Origin of the sequence: Micromonospora sp. NPDC047620 (assembly GCF_043205005.1) — a bacterium.
Taxonomy (GTDB): domain Bacteria; phylum Actinomycetota; class Actinomycetes; order Mycobacteriales; family Micromonosporaceae; genus Micromonospora.
In genome coordinates this window covers 56,938-72,463 of the sequence record NZ_JBIDDG010000007.1, presented here as the reverse complement: position 1 = coordinate 72,463, position 15,526 = coordinate 56,938, and the positions used below count along the sequence as shown (strand labels likewise).

13 protein-coding genes and 2 tRNA genes are annotated in these 15,526 nt (G+C 72.7%); 5 read left to right on the top strand and 10 right to left on the bottom strand.

Annotated elements, in window-relative coordinates:
* Nucleotides 1-30: 30 nt before the first annotated feature.
* Both ACGF5C_RS10360 and ACGF5C_RS10355 read right to left on the bottom strand, forming a co-directional pair.
* Nucleotides 31-1,227 carry a hypothetical protein gene (locus ACGF5C_RS10360; protein WP_393299325.1) on the bottom strand — a complete coding sequence of 399 codons (1,197 nt, stop codon included), beginning with the start codon at nt 1,225-1,227 and terminating at the stop codon, nt 31-33.
* Complete coding sequence (locus ACGF5C_RS10355; protein ID WP_393299322.1) at nt 1,224-1,754, bottom strand: SigE family RNA polymerase sigma factor; 531 nt, start codon at nt 1,752-1,754, stop codon at nt 1,224-1,226. Before ACGF5C_RS10355 ends, ACGF5C_RS10360 begins: the two co-directional genes overlap by 4 nt.
* 321 nt (nt 1,755-2,075) lie before the next feature.
* On the opposite strand from ACGF5C_RS10355, the gene ACGF5C_RS10350 reads away from it, so the two are divergent.
* Entirely contained in the window at nt 2,076-4,328 is a 2,253-nt protein-coding gene (locus ACGF5C_RS10350) for a DUF4153 domain-containing protein (RefSeq protein WP_393299319.1), read from the top strand.
* A 46-nt stretch (nt 4,329-4,374) separates the two neighbouring features.
* On the opposite strand, the gene ACGF5C_RS10345 is transcribed toward ACGF5C_RS10350, so the two are convergent.
* The 4 genes from ACGF5C_RS10345 to ACGF5C_RS10330 form a co-directional block, all read right to left on the bottom strand.
* Complete coding sequence (locus ACGF5C_RS10345; protein WP_393299316.1) at nt 4,375-5,184, bottom strand: hypothetical protein; 810 nt, start codon at nt 5,182-5,184, stop codon at nt 4,375-4,377.
* A 150-nt stretch (nt 5,185-5,334) separates the two neighbouring features.
* Nucleotides 5,335-6,003, bottom strand: a complete 669-nt coding sequence (locus tag ACGF5C_RS10340; RefSeq protein ID WP_393299313.1) for a TOPRIM nucleotidyl transferase/hydrolase domain-containing protein — start codon at nt 6,001-6,003, stop codon at nt 5,335-5,337.
* 176 nt (nt 6,004-6,179) lie between these two features.
* The gene (locus ACGF5C_RS10335) at nt 6,180-7,352 is read right to left on the bottom strand and encodes a sensor histidine kinase (protein ID WP_393299310.1); all 1,173 of its coding nucleotides are present in this window, start codon (nt 7,350-7,352) and stop codon (nt 6,180-6,182) included.
* Nucleotides 7,352-8,014: a response regulator transcription factor gene (locus ACGF5C_RS10330; RefSeq protein WP_393299307.1), complete on the bottom strand. Its 663-nt coding sequence runs from the start codon at nt 8,012-8,014 to the stop codon at nt 7,352-7,354. Before ACGF5C_RS10330 ends, ACGF5C_RS10335 begins: the two co-directional genes overlap by 1 nt.
* Before the next feature lie 158 nt (nt 8,015-8,172).
* On the opposite strand from ACGF5C_RS10330, the gene ACGF5C_RS10325 reads away from it, so the two are divergent.
* The 3 genes from ACGF5C_RS10325 to ACGF5C_RS10315 are packed head-to-tail and all read left to right on the top strand — an operon-like array spanning nt 8,173 to nt 10,814.
* Nucleotides 8,173-9,069: an ABC transporter ATP-binding protein gene (locus tag ACGF5C_RS10325; RefSeq protein WP_393299304.1), complete on the top strand. Its 897-nt coding sequence runs from the start codon at nt 8,173-8,175 to the stop codon at nt 9,067-9,069.
* Nucleotides 9,066-10,055, top strand: coding sequence for a transporter (locus ACGF5C_RS10320; RefSeq protein ID WP_393299302.1), 990 nt, complete (start codon nt 9,066-9,068; stop codon nt 10,053-10,055). The genes ACGF5C_RS10325 and ACGF5C_RS10320 overlap by 4 nt, the downstream gene beginning before the upstream one ends.
* 39 nt (nt 10,056-10,094) lie before the next feature.
* Nucleotides 10,095-10,814: a hypothetical protein gene (locus ACGF5C_RS10315; RefSeq protein WP_393299299.1), complete on the top strand. Its 720-nt coding sequence runs from the start codon at nt 10,095-10,097 to the stop codon at nt 10,812-10,814.
* A gap of 103 nt (nt 10,815-10,917) precedes the next feature.
* Here ACGF5C_RS10315 and ACGF5C_RS10310 read toward each other — a convergent pair.
* The 4 genes from ACGF5C_RS10310 to ACGF5C_RS10295 all read right to left on the bottom strand — a co-directional run bounded on the left by ACGF5C_RS10310 (nt 10,918) and on the right by ACGF5C_RS10295 (nt 14,767).
* Nucleotides 10,918-10,991, bottom strand: a tRNA-Ile gene (locus ACGF5C_RS10310).
* 148 nt (nt 10,992-11,139) lie between these two features.
* On the bottom strand, nt 11,140-12,381 hold the full coding sequence (locus tag ACGF5C_RS10305) for an NAD(P)/FAD-dependent oxidoreductase (RefSeq protein WP_393299296.1): 1,242 nt from the start codon (nt 12,379-12,381) through the stop codon (nt 11,140-11,142).
* Nucleotides 12,371-14,491, bottom strand: a complete 2,121-nt coding sequence (locus ACGF5C_RS10300) for an MMPL family transporter (protein WP_393299293.1) — start codon at nt 14,489-14,491, stop codon at nt 12,371-12,373. The genes ACGF5C_RS10305 and ACGF5C_RS10300 overlap by 11 nt, the downstream gene beginning before the upstream one ends.
* A 203-nt stretch (nt 14,492-14,694) precedes the next feature.
* Nucleotides 14,695-14,767 (bottom strand) — tRNA-Asn (locus ACGF5C_RS10295).
* A gap of 271 nt (nt 14,768-15,038) precedes the next feature.
* On the opposite strand from ACGF5C_RS10295, the gene ACGF5C_RS10290 reads away from it, so the two are divergent.
* Nucleotides 15,039-15,443, top strand: coding sequence for a hypothetical protein (locus tag ACGF5C_RS10290; protein ID WP_357450779.1), 405 nt, complete (start codon nt 15,039-15,041; stop codon nt 15,441-15,443).
* Nucleotides 15,444-15,526: the final 83 nt, after the last annotated feature.

Below are 15,526 nucleotides of genomic sequence, written 5' to 3'. Positions count from 1 at the left end.
GGGTCCCCACCCGGCGCCGCCGTCGGCAGGTCAGCGGGGTAGTGGCCCGAGCAAGCGGGTGAGGGCGGCGAGCAGCTCCGGCGTGGGCTCGCTGCCCCGGTGGTGCGCGCGGACGGCGCTGCGGCAGGGCGTGTGCCGGACCCAGAACTCGGCGGTGGCACCGGTCGCGTCCGCCACGGTCACGGTGTCGAACGCGGTCGGCGGCGGGTAGCCCGGCCAGTCGCCGCAGTCGCTGGCCGGCACCGAACGGGCGAAGGCCGCGTTGAGCACCGGCCGGAACGCGTCCGCCCCGTCGCGCCGGGTCTCCCGGCGCACCAGCCGGGCGCTCTCGCCGTCCACCTCGTACCGGCAGGCGGCCAACGCGACCAGCGGGGTCATCAGGACGCTGTCGTGCCCGGCCTGGTTGACCGCGATCCGGTCGGGCGGCCCAGGGTTCGAGGGGGTCAGCCGGACCCGGTCGACGGGCATGCTCGTCGGGCAGACAGGGGTGGCGACGGTGGCCGGGTCGGTGGCCGCGGCGAGCTGCGCCCGGTACCGGTCCAGGAACGCGCCGAACAGCCGGCGGTCCAGCCTTCGGCCGTGGCTGGCGGTGACCGCGACCGCGCAGTTGTCGTCGGTCCACACGGTCACTGGCGCCCGGTCGGGGTAGCGCAGCACGTAGGCGGTCTCCTCGAACCGGGCCACCAGGGTGCACCGCAGCCCCGGGTTGGTCGGGTCGGTCACGCGGGGCCGCCCGTCCGGCCCGGTCCGCGTCGGTGGCATCGCGTTGATCGGGGGCATCGCGTTGAGCAGCCCGACGATCTCGTCGACCCCGGCGGTGAGCACCCGGGGGCCGACGCGGTCCGCCGCCCGCGGCCCCCCGCCGACCGGCACCTGGCACGCGGTGACCTCCACCGCGCCCGCCGGCACCAGTGGCACGTCGTCGCCGTAGCGCACCGACTCCAGCCCGGGCCTCCGGCTGATGTCGTCAGGGCAGACCGCCGCACCGACCGGCCCGCCGGTGGCGACCGGCGCCGGCCGGGGACCGCCCCGGTCGCCGGCGACGAGCTGCGGCACCCCGACCGTCAGCCCCACCGCCAGGACCAGGGCCGCCGCCGAGCCGGCGGCCAGCCGCCGCCGGCGCCGGCGGACCCGGGAGCCGACCGCCGCCAACCGGTCCGGCGGGGCCGCCAGTGGCGGTACGGCGTCGGCGAGCAGCCGCCGGACGTCGGAGTCGTCAGAACTCATGGCACGACCTCCCGATCGGTGAACAACCGCAGATCCGGGTCGGCGCGCAGGCTGCGCAGGGCGCGCGAGGACTGCACCTTGACCGTGTTGACCGAACAGCCCAGCACCTGCGCGGTCCGCTCCACGGACAGGTCCTCGACGTACCGCAGCACCACGATCGCCCGCTGCTGGCGGCTGAGCCGGGCCAGCGCGCGGCGCACCGCGTCCCGGTCGGCCGACTCGCCGGCCACGTCGCCGGTCCCGCACGTCTCCGGCGTCGTGGCGGCCGGCACCTCGCCCCGCCACCGCCGCCGCCACCACGAGGCGTACGTGGTGAAGAGCGCCCGCCGCAGGTACGCCTCGGGATGCCCGCCGTGGATGATGCCGGGCCAGCGCCGCCAGGCGACCGCGAGCACGGTCTGGAGCAGGTCCTCCGCCCGGCCGGCGTCTCCGGTCAGCAGCCACGCCGAGCGCAGCAGGGCGCCGGACCGGGCCGCCACGAACTCGGCGAAGCCCTCCGGTGGCGGCGGGTGCGGGCTGTCGGACATGCGTACCTCCCGCCAGGTGAACGCGGTGGCCGCGCCGGGAGGTTAACGCGGGTCCGCGCCTTTCGTGGCGGCGCCTCGCGCCTTTTCATAGCGGCGGCCCGCGCCTTTCGTGGCGGCGGCCCGCATACCCGGTTGGTTGCGCATTCTCGGAATGGCCACCGGCGCGATCCGCGATTCCGGTCTGACCACCCTGAACGGCCGACCCCGCCGACCACCCGGCATCACCTCTGCGTGCGGGGCGGATCGCGGAGCGTTCACCGGGCGGCGAAGGGATCGGGATCGGTCGTACAGTGTGCGGACCATTCGATCAAGGAGGGTCCCGTGACCCAGCCGCCACCGGTGCCGGGTTCCCCGGATACCGCCGGGGGGCCCGCGAGCACCGCCGGTGAGAACCCCGGGCACGCGACGCCGTACCTGCTCGTCATGCCGCCCGTCGACGGTGCGCCGCCCACCATGGTGTGGCCCGGGGCGGAGGGCACGCCCGCGTGGGCGATCCCGGTCAGCATCCCGCCGGGCACGCGCGGGTACGCCGTGTTCATCCCGCTGGTGCCGGCCGCCGCCCCGACGCCGACGGGCACGGACACGGACCCGACCGCCGCCGCCCCGACGCCGACGCCGACGGGCACGGACGCCCGCCCGGCCGCCACCGCCCCGACGTCGGCGGGCACGGACGCCCGCCCGGCCGTCGTGCCGCAGCAGGCGGACGGGGAGGTCCGGCCGGCCGTCGTGCCGAGGCGGGCGGACCCGGACACCCGACCGGCCCCGACGGCCGCCGCCGAGGCGAAGGGCTCGCCGTCGGCCGTCGAGCCGGCGCCGGAGGCCGCGCGTGCGGCGACGGCGTCCTCCGCCGGAAACCCGTCGCCCTCCCCTGCCGGCGCGCCGCCCGCCGTCGCCACCCCGGCGGCTGCGGCGAGCACGCCGCCCCAACCGGTCGCCGCGCCGGCACCCGCCGCCGCACCGACGCCGGTCGCGGCCCCGCCACCGACCGCCGCCCCGCACCAGGCGCCGTACGGGACCGGTACGCCGGCCGCGTGGCCGGCGCCGTACCGCGGCTACCAGCCGCCGCCGGTCCGGCCGTCGTTCCTCAAGACGCGGTGGCCAGGCCCGAAGGCGGCGCGGGACCGCTCCGTGCCGGCCGCCGTCCTCGCCGGGGCGCTGGGGTTGGCGTGCTTCGTGCCGCTGACCCGCACCGGCATCGGCTGGTTCCTGGGCTGGCTCACCCTGACCGTCGCGGTGGTCGTCGCGGTCCGCCGCACCGGCGCCGACCTGCCGCGCGCCGAGCGCTGGGTCCGCGCCGGCTGGGCGGGGGCCGCGCTGGCGCTGCTCTCGGTCCTGGCCTTCCGCAACGCCTGGTGGCTGGTGACGTTCTGCGTCCTCGGCGCGCTCGGCTGCGCGACCCTCGCGATCATGGGCGGCCGGCTCGTACGCTCCATCCTGTTCAGCCTGGTGGCGGCGCCGTTCGCGGCGCTGCGGGGGCTGCCGTGGGTGGGCGGCCACCTCAAGGCCCCGACGAGCCCGGGCCTGGCCCGTCGCGTCGTCGGGTCCGCCGCGGCCACGGTGGCCGCGCTGGTCGTCTTCGGTGCGCTCCTCTCGTCAGCCGACGGCGCCTTCTCCGTGGTGCTCGACGGGCTCATCCCCGAGGTCGACGCCGGCGCGAGGTTCGAATGGCTCTTCCTCGCCGGCATCGGCGGACTGAGCGCGGTCGCCGCCGTCTACACGCTGGCCGCGCCTCCCGACCTGTCGACGGTGGACCGGCCCGGCACGCCCCGCCTCGGCGTCGTGGAGTGGGCACCGGTCATCACCGCGCTGACGCTGCTGTTCGGCGGTTTCGTGGCGGTGCAGTTCACCGTCCTGTTCGGCGGGGAGCGGCACGTGCTGCGCACTGCCGGCCTCAGCTACGCCGAGTACGCGCGCAGCGGGTTCTGGCAGCTCGTCGTCGTCACGATGCTGACGCTGGCGGTGCTCGCCGGGGTGGCCCGGTGGGCACGGCGGGAGCGTCCGGTCGAGCGCCATCTGCTCCGGATCCTGCTCGGCCTGCTCAGCGCGTTCGGCTTCGTCATCGTGGTGTCGGCGCTGTCCCGGATGTACACGTACCAGAAGGCCTACAGCTTCACCGGGGAACGTCTCTTCGTGATGGCGTTCGAGCTGCTGCTCGGCACCGTCTTCCTGATGATCCTGGCGGCCGGGATCCGGTGGCGGGGAGCCTGGATCCCCCGGCTGACCGTGGCGCTCGCCGTGGCGATGCTGCTGGGCCTGGCCGTGCTCAACCCCGAGGACTACGCGGCGCGCCGCAACATCGCCCGCTACGAGCAGACGGGGAAGATCGACGCCTGGTACCTGCGGGCGCTCTCGGCCGACGCGACACCCGCCCTGTCCGGCCTGCCGGACCCCGTGCGCCGCTGCACCCTGAGCTGGATCGCGGACGACCTCGACGAGCCGGACCCCTGGTACGCCTGGAACCTGGGCCGGGTCCGGGCACGCCAGGCGCTCGACCGGGTCGGGCCGGGCGCCGTCGGCGGCACGCGCGACTGCAAGGCCGCCGACCAGTTCGACCTGCCCAAGACCCGTCGGTGACGGACCCGATGCCCCCGGGCCGGCCGGGGGCATCGGGTCGGCCGGGTCACCAGGGCTCGGGGATGGTGATCGCCACGCACCGCCGGGTGCCGAGGAAGGGCTGGTAGCAGGCGGACGCCTCCAGGTTGTTGGTCAGGTCGGACCGGTGGAAGGACGTGCTGCCGCCGTTGACGCAGGTGCCGCCGCTGGTGGTCACGCCGCCGGTGACCTTGCCCGTGGCGCAGCCCACCGTGCCGGCGGTCTTCTCCACCGTGTTCAGCGAGGAGCGCTGGTCCGCGTACTGGTGGGCGCCGTAGCCGGTCAGCCGCACCCCGGGACGGGTCACCGTGTACTGGAACGCCGTCGAGGTGTAGTACGACCAGCTCGCCCCGGTGCCCACGGTCCGCAGCTCCGGGTCGGCCGACGAGCCGGGGACGAACATGGCAAACCCCTTGTCCTGGGTGTTCGTCCCCTGGATCATCCGGTAGACGATCACCAGGAGCCCCTGGCTGTAACTGCCGGTGGAGTAGGTGAGATAGCTGCCGTTGCCGCAGGTGGTCCGGTCGGCGATGTAGCCGACGCCGTTGGCGTACAGCATCACCCTGGCGCAGCGGGCGTCGGCGGCGGTGTCCTCGATGGTGCCGACCGTCGTGCTGGTGCCCGAGTTGTCGGTGGCGTACCCGGTCAGCCGCACGCCCGGCAGGGTGCCGGCGTACTGGTAGGCGCTGGGGTGGTAGTAGCTCCACGAGGCCGACCAACCGCTGCCGGACGGCAGCGCGAACGCGGGCGAGGCGGGCAGCAGGGCGGCGACCAGTGCGGTGGCCAGGGCGGCGACCAGCATCGTGCCGGTCGACCGCCATCGGGGGTGGGTCCTCATCGCTCCTCCGATCTCCACGACGGGCGGACACCCGGCGTCAGGATCAGGTTGGCCGAGGGCGTCGGCCGCGAAGGCGGCTCAGTCCCGAAGCGGACAGCCGAATCAACGTCAGCCACCGCCGGCGTGGTCGAAGGCTTGACCTTCGGTGGGTCAGACGACGGTGAGCAGCGCGTCGAGCGGCCGCGGCAAGGTATCCCGGTCAACTGCCGCCTCGACGAGCAGGCGTGCGTAGCGCAGGTTACGGCGCGAACTGCTGCGCAGGAACCGCCACATCTGCGCTTCGGGCTCCCGGCCGCGCCAGGCGGGCTGGCTCTGGAACGAGCGGAACAACCGGAGGTCGCCCTGCGAGTCGAAGAGTGCTTCGACCCGGGCGGCACCCAGGGCGCGGATCAGCTCGTCCTCCAGATCCTTGACGCAGACGTAGAACCCGAGGTGCTCCATGTCGGCGCGCGTGCGGGGTGAGCCAACACGGGTCACCTCCAGTCCGCGCCGGAATATCTCCTCCTCACGCAGGTCACACAGACCGGCAAGTCGCACCCGGGTGCCCAGGGGGGCCAACCTCGTCAGGAAGCGGCCGATCGCGTGCGCCCCGCCGATCGGCACGATCACGACCCGCTCCGCCTCGAGATCCCGGCCGCGACCCACTGCGGCCGTTTCCAGTGCGATCTGGTCGCTGATGCCCTCGACGAGCACCACGGCCACGGCGGACTCGACCTTCGCCAGGGCGCGGGCCGTCGCCCGGATCGAGGCGGCATTGCCACCCAAGTGGCCGTCGAGCGCCCCGTCGGTAGACATGTCAGCTTGCCGGGTCGTGGCCATGGTCGTAATCATCGGTGATGCGCCTACCGGCCGACCAGGGGATTAGCCACGGCTGAGTGGCCCTCGTGGCGGAGACTGCGCCTACTGGCTGCAACCACAGCCACAGTCGAGGCGACTCCACGGCGCTGCAACCACTTGAACCACCCCCGCTTGGCACCACAAACGCACCACGCGCTCTATGCCGATCCGTCGCGCCAACGCCCGGGTGTCGGCCCTATCCCCGCCGACGGTGTGCGTCGAGCCGGGGACTCGATCGGGTGGTGTGCTTGGTGTGGGAACCGAACCTCGATGTCGAGGCCACCCGCGCGTCGGGGCCGGGCGCTGAGGGCCGCTCTGTGCGCGGTGGCGATCGCGCGGACGATGGCGAGGCCGAGGCCGTGGCCGTCGGGGTGCCTCGTCCGCCGGCCGCCAAGCTGACGGAATGGTTGGAACAGCGCCTCGAGTTCGTCGGGTGGGATCACCGGTCCTGAGTTGCTGACCCGGATGGTGCTCTGGGTTGCGGTGGTCGTCGTGCTGATTTTGACCCAGCCGCCCGGGCTGTTGTGCCGTACGGCGTTGTCGAGCAGGTTGACGACCAGGCGCTCGATCAGGTGGGGATCGCCTGCCGCGGGCGCTCGTTCGACAGTGGGTTGCACCTGGATTCCTCGACGATCGGCGTCCTGCTGGCGGGAGGCGAGCACCTTGGTGGCGGTGTCAGCGAGGTCGAGTGGGGTGTTCAGTTGGAGACTCTGTTGGCCTTGCGCCAAGGTGAGCAGTGCCTCGATGAGGCGTTCCTGCTGTTGGCCGAGCGCGAGGACCTCGTGGCAGGCGGAGCGCAGTGTCTCGACGGTGGCGTCCGGGTCGGCGAGCGCAACCTGGAGCACTGTCCGTTCGGCGGTGAGCGGGGTGCGCAGTTCGTGTGAGGCGTTGGCGACGAAGTGCCGCTGCGATTCGAACGAGGCCTCCAGACGCTCGAACAGGTCGTCGAGGGTCTCGGCGAGCTCGGTGAACTCGTCGTGCAGACCGGTCCGTCCTAGCCGCCGGTGCAGGTTGTTGGCGGAGATGTCGCGAGCGGTGGCCGTGATGTTGCGCAGGGGGCGCAGGAACCGGCCGGCGACGAACCAGCCGAGCGCCAGAGAGACGACAACCATTCCGGCGATGCCCACCGCTGAGCTGGTGAGCTGCTGGTCGAGGTGGCTGTTGTCGCCTTGGACGTCGGCGGGGCCCGCGTACGGACCTGCGGGCACGACCTGCTTGGTGCCTAGCAGCGGAATGGCGAGCAGCACGATGCCGGAGAGCAGGAAGGGTACGGCGTACAGGAGGGTGAGCTGAAGGTGCAGGCTTCGCCGGGGAATTCGGACGCGCCTCATCATGGTTCGCCGATCCGGTACCCGCCCTCGCGCACGGTGTGGATGATCGGCGGTTCGCCCAGCTTGGCCCGCAGCCGGCGGATGGTCGTCTTCACCGCCGTGGTGAAGGGGTCCGCCGCCTCGTCCCAGACCTGTTCGAGGAGTTCTTCCGCCGACACCAGTCGGCCGTGCGCGGCGAGCAGGCACTCCAGGACGGCGAATTCCTTCGGGCTGAGGTCCAGCCGCCGTCCGGCGCGGGTCGCGACGCGCCGGTTCGGGTCCAGCGTCACTTCTCCGTTGTCGAGGATCGGTGGCACGGCCGTGCCCGGCCGACGGCTGAGCGCTCGGACCCGGGCCACCAGTTCGGCGAAGTCGAAGGGCTTGGGCAGATAGTCATCGGCGCCCAGTCCCAGGCCGTCGACCCGCTGTTTCACCGTAGCGGCCGCGGTCAGCATCAGCACCCGCGTCGCCGCGTGATCGTCCACGATACGCCGGCACACCTCGTCGCCCGGCACGCCGGGCAGGTCCCGGTCCAGCACCACCACGTCGTAGCGGTTCACGGACAGGTGTTCGAGGGCTGCGTCGCCGTCGAGGACCACGTCGACCGCCATGCCCTCCCGTCGCAATCCGGTCCCAACCGTACGAGCCAGAACCTCGAAATCCTCGACGACGAGTACGCGCATGATCCCCACGATGCCAGTTCGGAGGTGTCAGCGCGGTGTCAGCGCCCGCCACCCGATCCGGTGTCAGCGCGGTGTCATCCGCCGACACCGGCCCGACACCAGTGTCCGCGTAGAACCGACACCTGCAAACCGCGTGAGCAATGCGAGAGGGACACCCGATGGACATCGTGCTCGAGACCGATCAACTGGGAAAACGGTACGGCAGAGCGTGGGCGCTGCGAGACTGCTCGCTGCGCCTGCCCGCCGGGAGAGTGGCCGCGCTGGTCGGCCCCAACGGCGCAGGGAAGAGCACGCTGCTACACATGGCGGTCGGTCTGCTGCGGCCGGACGCCGGCGCCGTCCGGGTCTTCGGCCAGGCACCGTACGACAACGTCGCGGTCCTGTCCGACATCGGCTTCGTGGCGCAGGACACCCCGCTGTACCGGGACTTCACGGCGGGCGAACTGTTCACCATGGGCGCCAGATTGAACCAGCGCTTCGACCTGGCGATGGCCCACCACCGCCTCACGCAGATCGGCATCCCACGCGACAGGCCCGTCGGCAAGCTGTCCGGCGGCCAACGGGCGCAGGTCGCGCTCGCCCTGGCGATGGCCAAACGACCACGGCTACTGCTGCTCGACGAACCGGTCGCCAGCATCGACCCGCTCGCCCGGCGCGAGTTCCTGCAGGCGCTGACCGGCGTCGTCGCGGAGACGGGCACCACCGTGCTGTTGTCCTCGCACCTCCTGGCGGACCTCGAACGCACCTGCGACCACCTGATCGTGCTGCACACGTCGCAGGTGAGGCTCACCGGCGGCGTCGACGCCCTGATCGCCGGACACCGGCAACTGGTCGGCCCCCGGCACGGCGACCGGCCGCCGTCGGGGGTGGCGCACGTGGTCCGGGCCACCCACACCGACCGGCAATCGACGCTGCTGGTCCGCACCGACGGGCCGATCCACGATCCCGCCTGGACAGCGCACGACGTGACCCTGGAAGACATCATCCTCGCCTATCTCGGCGACGGTGAGACCCCGTCCGGCCGCACCCACGCGGCGTGGGGAGCGCCGGCATGATCTGGCTGACCTGGCGGCAACACCGCAAGCAGGCACTGTTCACCGCGATCGGCCTCGCGATCCTGGCCACGTTCATGATCCCGACCGGCCTGGCGATGCGACACACCTTCGCCGACAAGGGCCTGGCCGACTGCGTACGTGCGTTGGGCACCGACTCGCTGGTCCCGGCCAGCGCCGACACCTGCGGCAAAGCGTCCATCGAATTCAACAGCCAGTACGGCACGATGAGCATGATCGGCGTTCTGTTCCTCGTCCTGCCACTGCTCGTCGGGCTCTTCTGGGGCGCCCCACTGGTCGCCCGCGAGGTCGAGGCGGGCACCCACCGGATGGTCTGGACCCAGGGCGTCAGCCGACGGCACTGGGCCATGGTCAAGTTCGGCGTCGCCGGGGCCGGGGCGCTCGCCGCCGCGGCCGTCTACGGACTGGGCATGTCGTGGTGGCTGACCCCGATCAGCCAGGCCGGGCAGCATGGCCGCTTCAACGTCTTCTTCTTCGACATGCAGGGCGTGGCACCGATCGGCTACACGCTGTTAGCGGTCGCGCTGGGCGTCTTCGCCGGCACCATCTGGCCCAAGGTGCTGCCCGCGATGACCGCCGCCCTCACCGGATTCGTCGGCCTGCGCGTCGCACTGGCGACACTGGCGCGACCGCACTACCTGCCCGCCCGCACCCTCACCTTCCCGATCAAGGACGCCACCGTACAGACCAACCCGGCCGCCGGGGACTGGATCCTCTCCTACGGCATCCGCGACTCCTCCGGCAAGCTGCTCACGGCCAACGCGCAGATTGCCTGCGCGCCCGACGCCACGGGACCGGGCGCAGCCTGCGGCGCCGATCTCGGCCTCGGCCCGGGCTCCTACAACTGGCAGCTCTACCAGCCCGGCGACCGTTTCTGGCTGTTTCAGGGCATCGAGACCGGCATCTTCGTCGCCATGGCGGCGCTGCTGCTCTACCTCGCCGTACGTCGCATCCGTCGGATCGCGTGACCGACCGGCCGTGATCCGGCGCCCAGCCCTGATCCACCGATGAGAGGACGACCCTTGATACGCAAGCTCACCCGCCTCGCCGTGGCGGCAGTAACCGGCGGTGCGCTGCTGGCCGCGGCGGTGGCAGCCACAGCGGCCTTCGCCGGCACATCGGCCAACACCAGGACCCCGGACAGCCGGGGCCGCGCCGCTCCGCAAGACGCCCAGGAGACGATCCTGGCCGCCTTCGACAGATACGACGTGGTCGCCGCGGCCAGCCCGAACGACGTCTTCCTCGACCTGATCCGGAACCCCGCATTCCCCGACAGGGTCGACGACATCGCCGTGGAGTGCGGCAACTCGCTGTACCAGCCACTGCTGGACCGCTACATCGCGGGCGAGGACGTGCCACTCGCCGAGGTGCGAAAGGTCTGGCGCAACACCACCCAACCCAGCTGCGGCTTCTCCGCCTTCTATGACCGGTTCTTCCCCGTGGTCCGCCAAGTCAACATGAACCTGCCACCGGCGAAGAAACTGCGGGTGCTGGCCTGCGATCCGCCCATCGACTGGAGCAGGGTGACCAGCCCCGAGGGGCTCGCGCCCTTCGAGGAACGGGATCGCACCATCGCTGCGGTGATGAAGAAGGAGGTCCTCACGAAGCACCTCGCCGAACTCCGACGGCGAGCCGCCGCCGTACAGGATCCCCCCGACGGCCTCATGCACCCGGAGACGTTCTTCAGGCGCGAACTCGAATCAGGCCCACTGGAGTTCGGATCCTGACCACGGTGGCTGATCCCCTCCACCGACGGACGGGCGCACCTTGCCAAGGCGGTTCGCGTATCGCCCATCCGGCTTAACGTTTACCCGGCTCACACGCTGTAGGTGGGGCGGACGGGACTCGAACCCGTGACCGATCGATTATGAGTCGACTGCTCTAACCGGCTGAGCTACCGCCCCGTCACCGCGCCGGATCCTATCCCGCCCGGTCGATCACCGGCCAGCACGAAACCCTGGCTTCACCGCCCCGCGGTGGCGGCACGATGGGCAACGCGAGGATAACAGCGAGCAGCCGACCCGCCGCGCCCCGTACCCACCGATCGGGGCGTCAGGAGCCGGCGCGAAGCTCCGCCAGCACGGCTCCGGCGGCGCGCCAGCCGCTGGCCAGCGCGCCCTGGACGGAGGGGCTGTCCCGGTGGTCGCCGGCCACGAACAGGCCCGCCCCCAGCGCCACCGGCTTGCGCAACCGCCCCTGCGGCGGCGGTGCGGCGGGCAGCGCGTCCGGGACCGACACGGTGGTCAGGTGCGTCCAGTCCGCCGTGGACCGTCCGTAGAGCCGGGTCAGCTCGGCCCGCACGGTCGGCTCGGGCGGCGCCGACGGGCCGACCACGGAGGTGGCGATCAGGTGCCGGCCGGCCGGCGCGTACGTCGGCGCGGCCCGGCTGACCACCACCGTGTTCGCGACGATCTCCCGCCGGTCGCCGTCGACGAGCAGGATCGGCTCGTCCAGCGGCGCCTCCTGCGCGCTGTGGTAGTACGTCGTGTAGCTGTGGGTGCGTACCGCCGGCAGGGTCGGCAGCAGCGTGGCCGCCGCCGGCGGGTCGACGGCGACCACGACGGCGCGGCAACGGATGTCGCCGGCCTGGGTGCGGACCCGGCCGGGCGCCACCGCCGAGACCGGGGTGTCCAGGTCGATCAGTTCGGCGGGCAGCGGGTCGGCGACGGCGCGGGGCAGCGCGGCCATGCCCTCGGCAGGCAGGCCGATCCGGCCCCGGGCGAAGGATCGCAGCACCATCGACAGCACGTGGCTGGAGGTCTCCAGCTCCCGTTCGACGAAGACACCGGAGAGGAACGGCCGCAGCAACTCCTCGATGATCGTGTCGGAGAGGCCGGCGCGGCGCAGCGCGGTCTCGGTGGTGGTCTCGGGCGCGGCGAGCAGCCGGCCCTTCGGCAGGGTCGCGCAGCCGGTGGCGAGCGCGGCGAGGCGCAGCCGGTCGCGCAGCGACCCGACGCCGGCCAGGGCGGTGCCGGGCGCGCCGGTGGGCTCGCGCAGCGGGTTGACCAGGCGGGTGAGCCGGTCGCCCTTGCGCACCAGCACGCCGGAGGTGAAGTGGCCAAGGCGCAGCCGGTCGACGTCGAGCAGGGTGCCGAGCCGCGGATAGGCGGTGTTGAGCACCTGGAAGCCACGGTCGAGCAGGTAACCGTCGACCGCGTCGGTGGCCACCCGGCCGCCGAGCCGGCCGCCGGCCTCCAGCAGCCGCCACGGCACGCCGGCGCGGTGCAGCCGCCGGGCCGCGGCCAGGCCGGCCAGGCCGCCGCCGACCACGACGACGTCGGTCTCAGCGAGCATCGCGCGCCTCCCGCTCACCGTTCGTCCGGGACAGCCGGCCCGGCCACCAGAGCTTCGGACCGATGTCGTACGCCAGCGCGGGCACCAGCAGCGAGCGGACGACGATGGTGTCGAGCAGCACCCCGACCGCGACCGCCACGCCCAGCTCGACCAGCACCACCAGTGGCAGCACGGCGAGCGCGGAGAACGTCGCGGCGAGCACGACCCCGGCGGAGGTGATCACGCCGCCGGTGACGGCGAGCCCGGTCAGCACGCCGGCCCGGGTGCCCCGCCTGACGGACTCCTCGCGGACCCGGCTCATCAGGAAGATGTTGTAGTCGATGCCGAGGGCGACCAGGAAGACGAAGGCGAAGAGCGGGAACGAGGTGTCCACGCCGGGGAAGCCGAGGACGTGGCGGAAGATCAGCGCGCAGAGGCCGAGGGTGGCGGCGAAGCTGAGCAGTACGGTCGCGATCAGCAGGATCGGCGCGAGGAGCGCCCGCAGCAGCAGCGCCAGGATGATCGCGATCACCACCAGCACGACCGGGATGATCACGTTCCGGTCCCGTGTCGAGGCGTCCGACGTGTCCACGTTGATCGCGGTGAAGCCGCCGACCACGGAGTCCGAGCCGGGCACCGCGTGCACCGCCGCCCGCAGTTGCCGGACGGCCCGCTCGGCGCCGTCGCTGTCCGGCGGGTCGGCGAGCGTCGCCTCCAGTTGCACCCGGCCGTCGACGACGGTGGGTGGCGCGTTCGGGTCGGGCGGGCCGGCCCGGTGGGCGGTGACAGGCCGGACGGCGGCCACCCCGGGCACGCCGCGGGCCGCGTCGGCGACCTGCTCGGCGGCCTGCTGGTTGGCGAAGATGGTGGCGGGGCTGCCGGTGCCGGCGGGATAGTGCCGGGCGATCACCTCCTGGCCGGCGACCGAGTCGGTGCGTTCGGTGAACAGGTCGGACTGCCCGAGCGTGGTCGCGCCGAGCTGGGTCAGCCCCAGCGCGAGCACGGCCAGCGCGAGGGTGGTGAGCACCCAGACGGGCCGGGCCCGCCGCGCCACGAAGCCGGCGATCCGGCTCCAGATGCCGTGCTCGGTGCGCGGGTCGGCCTGGTCGGGCCGGGGCCGGCGCGGCCAGAACGCCCACCGCCCGCCGAGCACCAGCAGGGCGGGCAGGAAGGTGAGCATGACCAGCAGGGTGGCGGCGATGCCGATGGCGGCGACCGGGCCGAGCGCCCGGTTGGAGTTGAGGCTGGACAGCAGCAGGCAGAGCAGGCTCACGATCACCGTGCCGGCGGAGGCGACGATCGCCGGGGCGGCGCCCTTCCAGGCGGTCCGCATCGCGTCCCAGGGGCGCTCGTGCCGGTGCAGTTCCTCGCGGTGGCGGGCGACGAGCAGCAGCGCGTAGTCGGTGCCGGCGCCGAAGACGAGCACGGTGAGGATGCCCTGCGCCTGCCCGTTGAGCTTGATCACGTCGGCGTCGGCGAGCAGGTGGACGAAGACCGCGGCCAGCGCGAAGGACATCCCGGCGGCGAGCAGCGGGAAGATCCACAGGATCGGGCTGCGGTAGACGACGAGCAGGATGACCAGCACCACGCAGAGGGTGACGACCAGCAGGGTGCTGTCGATGGCGGAGAAGACCTCGATGAGGTCGGCGAGCAGGCCGGCGGGCCCGGCCACGTCCACGGTCAGCCCGTCGCGGTCCCCGCCGGCGATGGCGCGAAGTTCCTCGACGACCGTGCCGATCCGTTCGCCGTCGGCGTCATCGATCGGCACCACCACCTGGAGGGCCTGCCCGTCCTCGCTGGGGATCGGCGGCGGCAGCGGGCCGACCACTCCGGGCACCTGGGCGAACCGGGTGGCGTCGGCAGCCGCCCGCTGCGTGTCGGCGTCGGTGATGCCGCTGGCGCGTTCGTAGACCACCAGGGCGGGGGTGGTCTGCCGCGCGACGAACCGTCCGGCCAGCTCCTGCGCCCGGGTCGCCTCCGCGTCGGCGGGCAGGAACGAGGCGTTGTCGTTCGTGGCGACCTCGCCGAGCCGGCCGGAGAACGGCCCGGCGACGGCCCCGACGACCAGCCACGCGAGCACGACCGCCACGGCGACGAGTGTGATCCTGCCGTGGCCTCCTCTTCCGGGCATCCGCACCCACCCCAAGAATCGACGTGCCGATCGACGCAGAGTGAGTCCAAGTCGACACCGACCATCCTGCCGGGCGGGAGCGCCCGCGGTGGCGGAAACCGGGCGGCCGGCAAGGCGCGAAAAACACCGAACCGTCGGCGGTGGGCGGGAGCACGGAACGACGAACGCCCGTCGGCGGGGCCGACGGGCGTCAGGTGTGGAAGCTCCCCCGTTTGGACTCGAACCAAAAACCTGCCGGTTAACAGCCGGCTGCTCTGCCAATTGAGCTACGGGGGACCGCTGCGTCGTCCGGTGCGGATCTCCCCGCGCCGTGCGACGGGGACAAGAGTACAGGACTGCGGGGGGTGTTGGTCCAGGGGGTTACCCCTGCGACCCGTGCCCCACGGGCACGACAATAAACCAGACAAATCGTCATCACGGCACAAGGAGGCATGAGCGGAGAGCAGGATGGGTAGTTAGCTGCGGACAGAGGAGACAGGCGCGATTTGGTCGCCTCCGGCGGGGTAAGCCGCCGGACGACGGCGCGTCAGGTACGGAAGGAGCCGCCATGCGCGGAAAGATCATGTTTCTTGGCGGGCTGGCTGCGGGATTCGTCCTGGGCGCCCGTGCCGGTCGGGAGAAGTACGAGGAACTGGTGATCCGGGGCCGCAAGGTGCTCGACCACCCGACCGTCCAGGAGGCGGCCGGCGTCGCGCAGGCCCAGGCGACCCGCCTCTACAGCGAGGGCAAGGACAAGCTCGGCCAGTCGAAGCTGGGCGAGAAGCTGAGCAGCAACGGCAACAAGCAGGAGCTGACCGCCGCCGACGACGCGTTCGCCGGGACGCCGGCCACGGTGGGGGCGAAGGCGGGCTCCGGCTCGTCGGGCACCGGCTCGACCTCCGGGTCGACGTCGGCCACCACCACCCCCCGCAGCAAGCCGTCCGGCTCGGGCACCAACAACAGCACCCTCTGATCGCACCTTCGCGCGGGCCGGTCGCCAGTTGGCGACCGGCCCGCTCGCGTACGTACAGGCACGTCACGGGCGCCCGGCCCCAC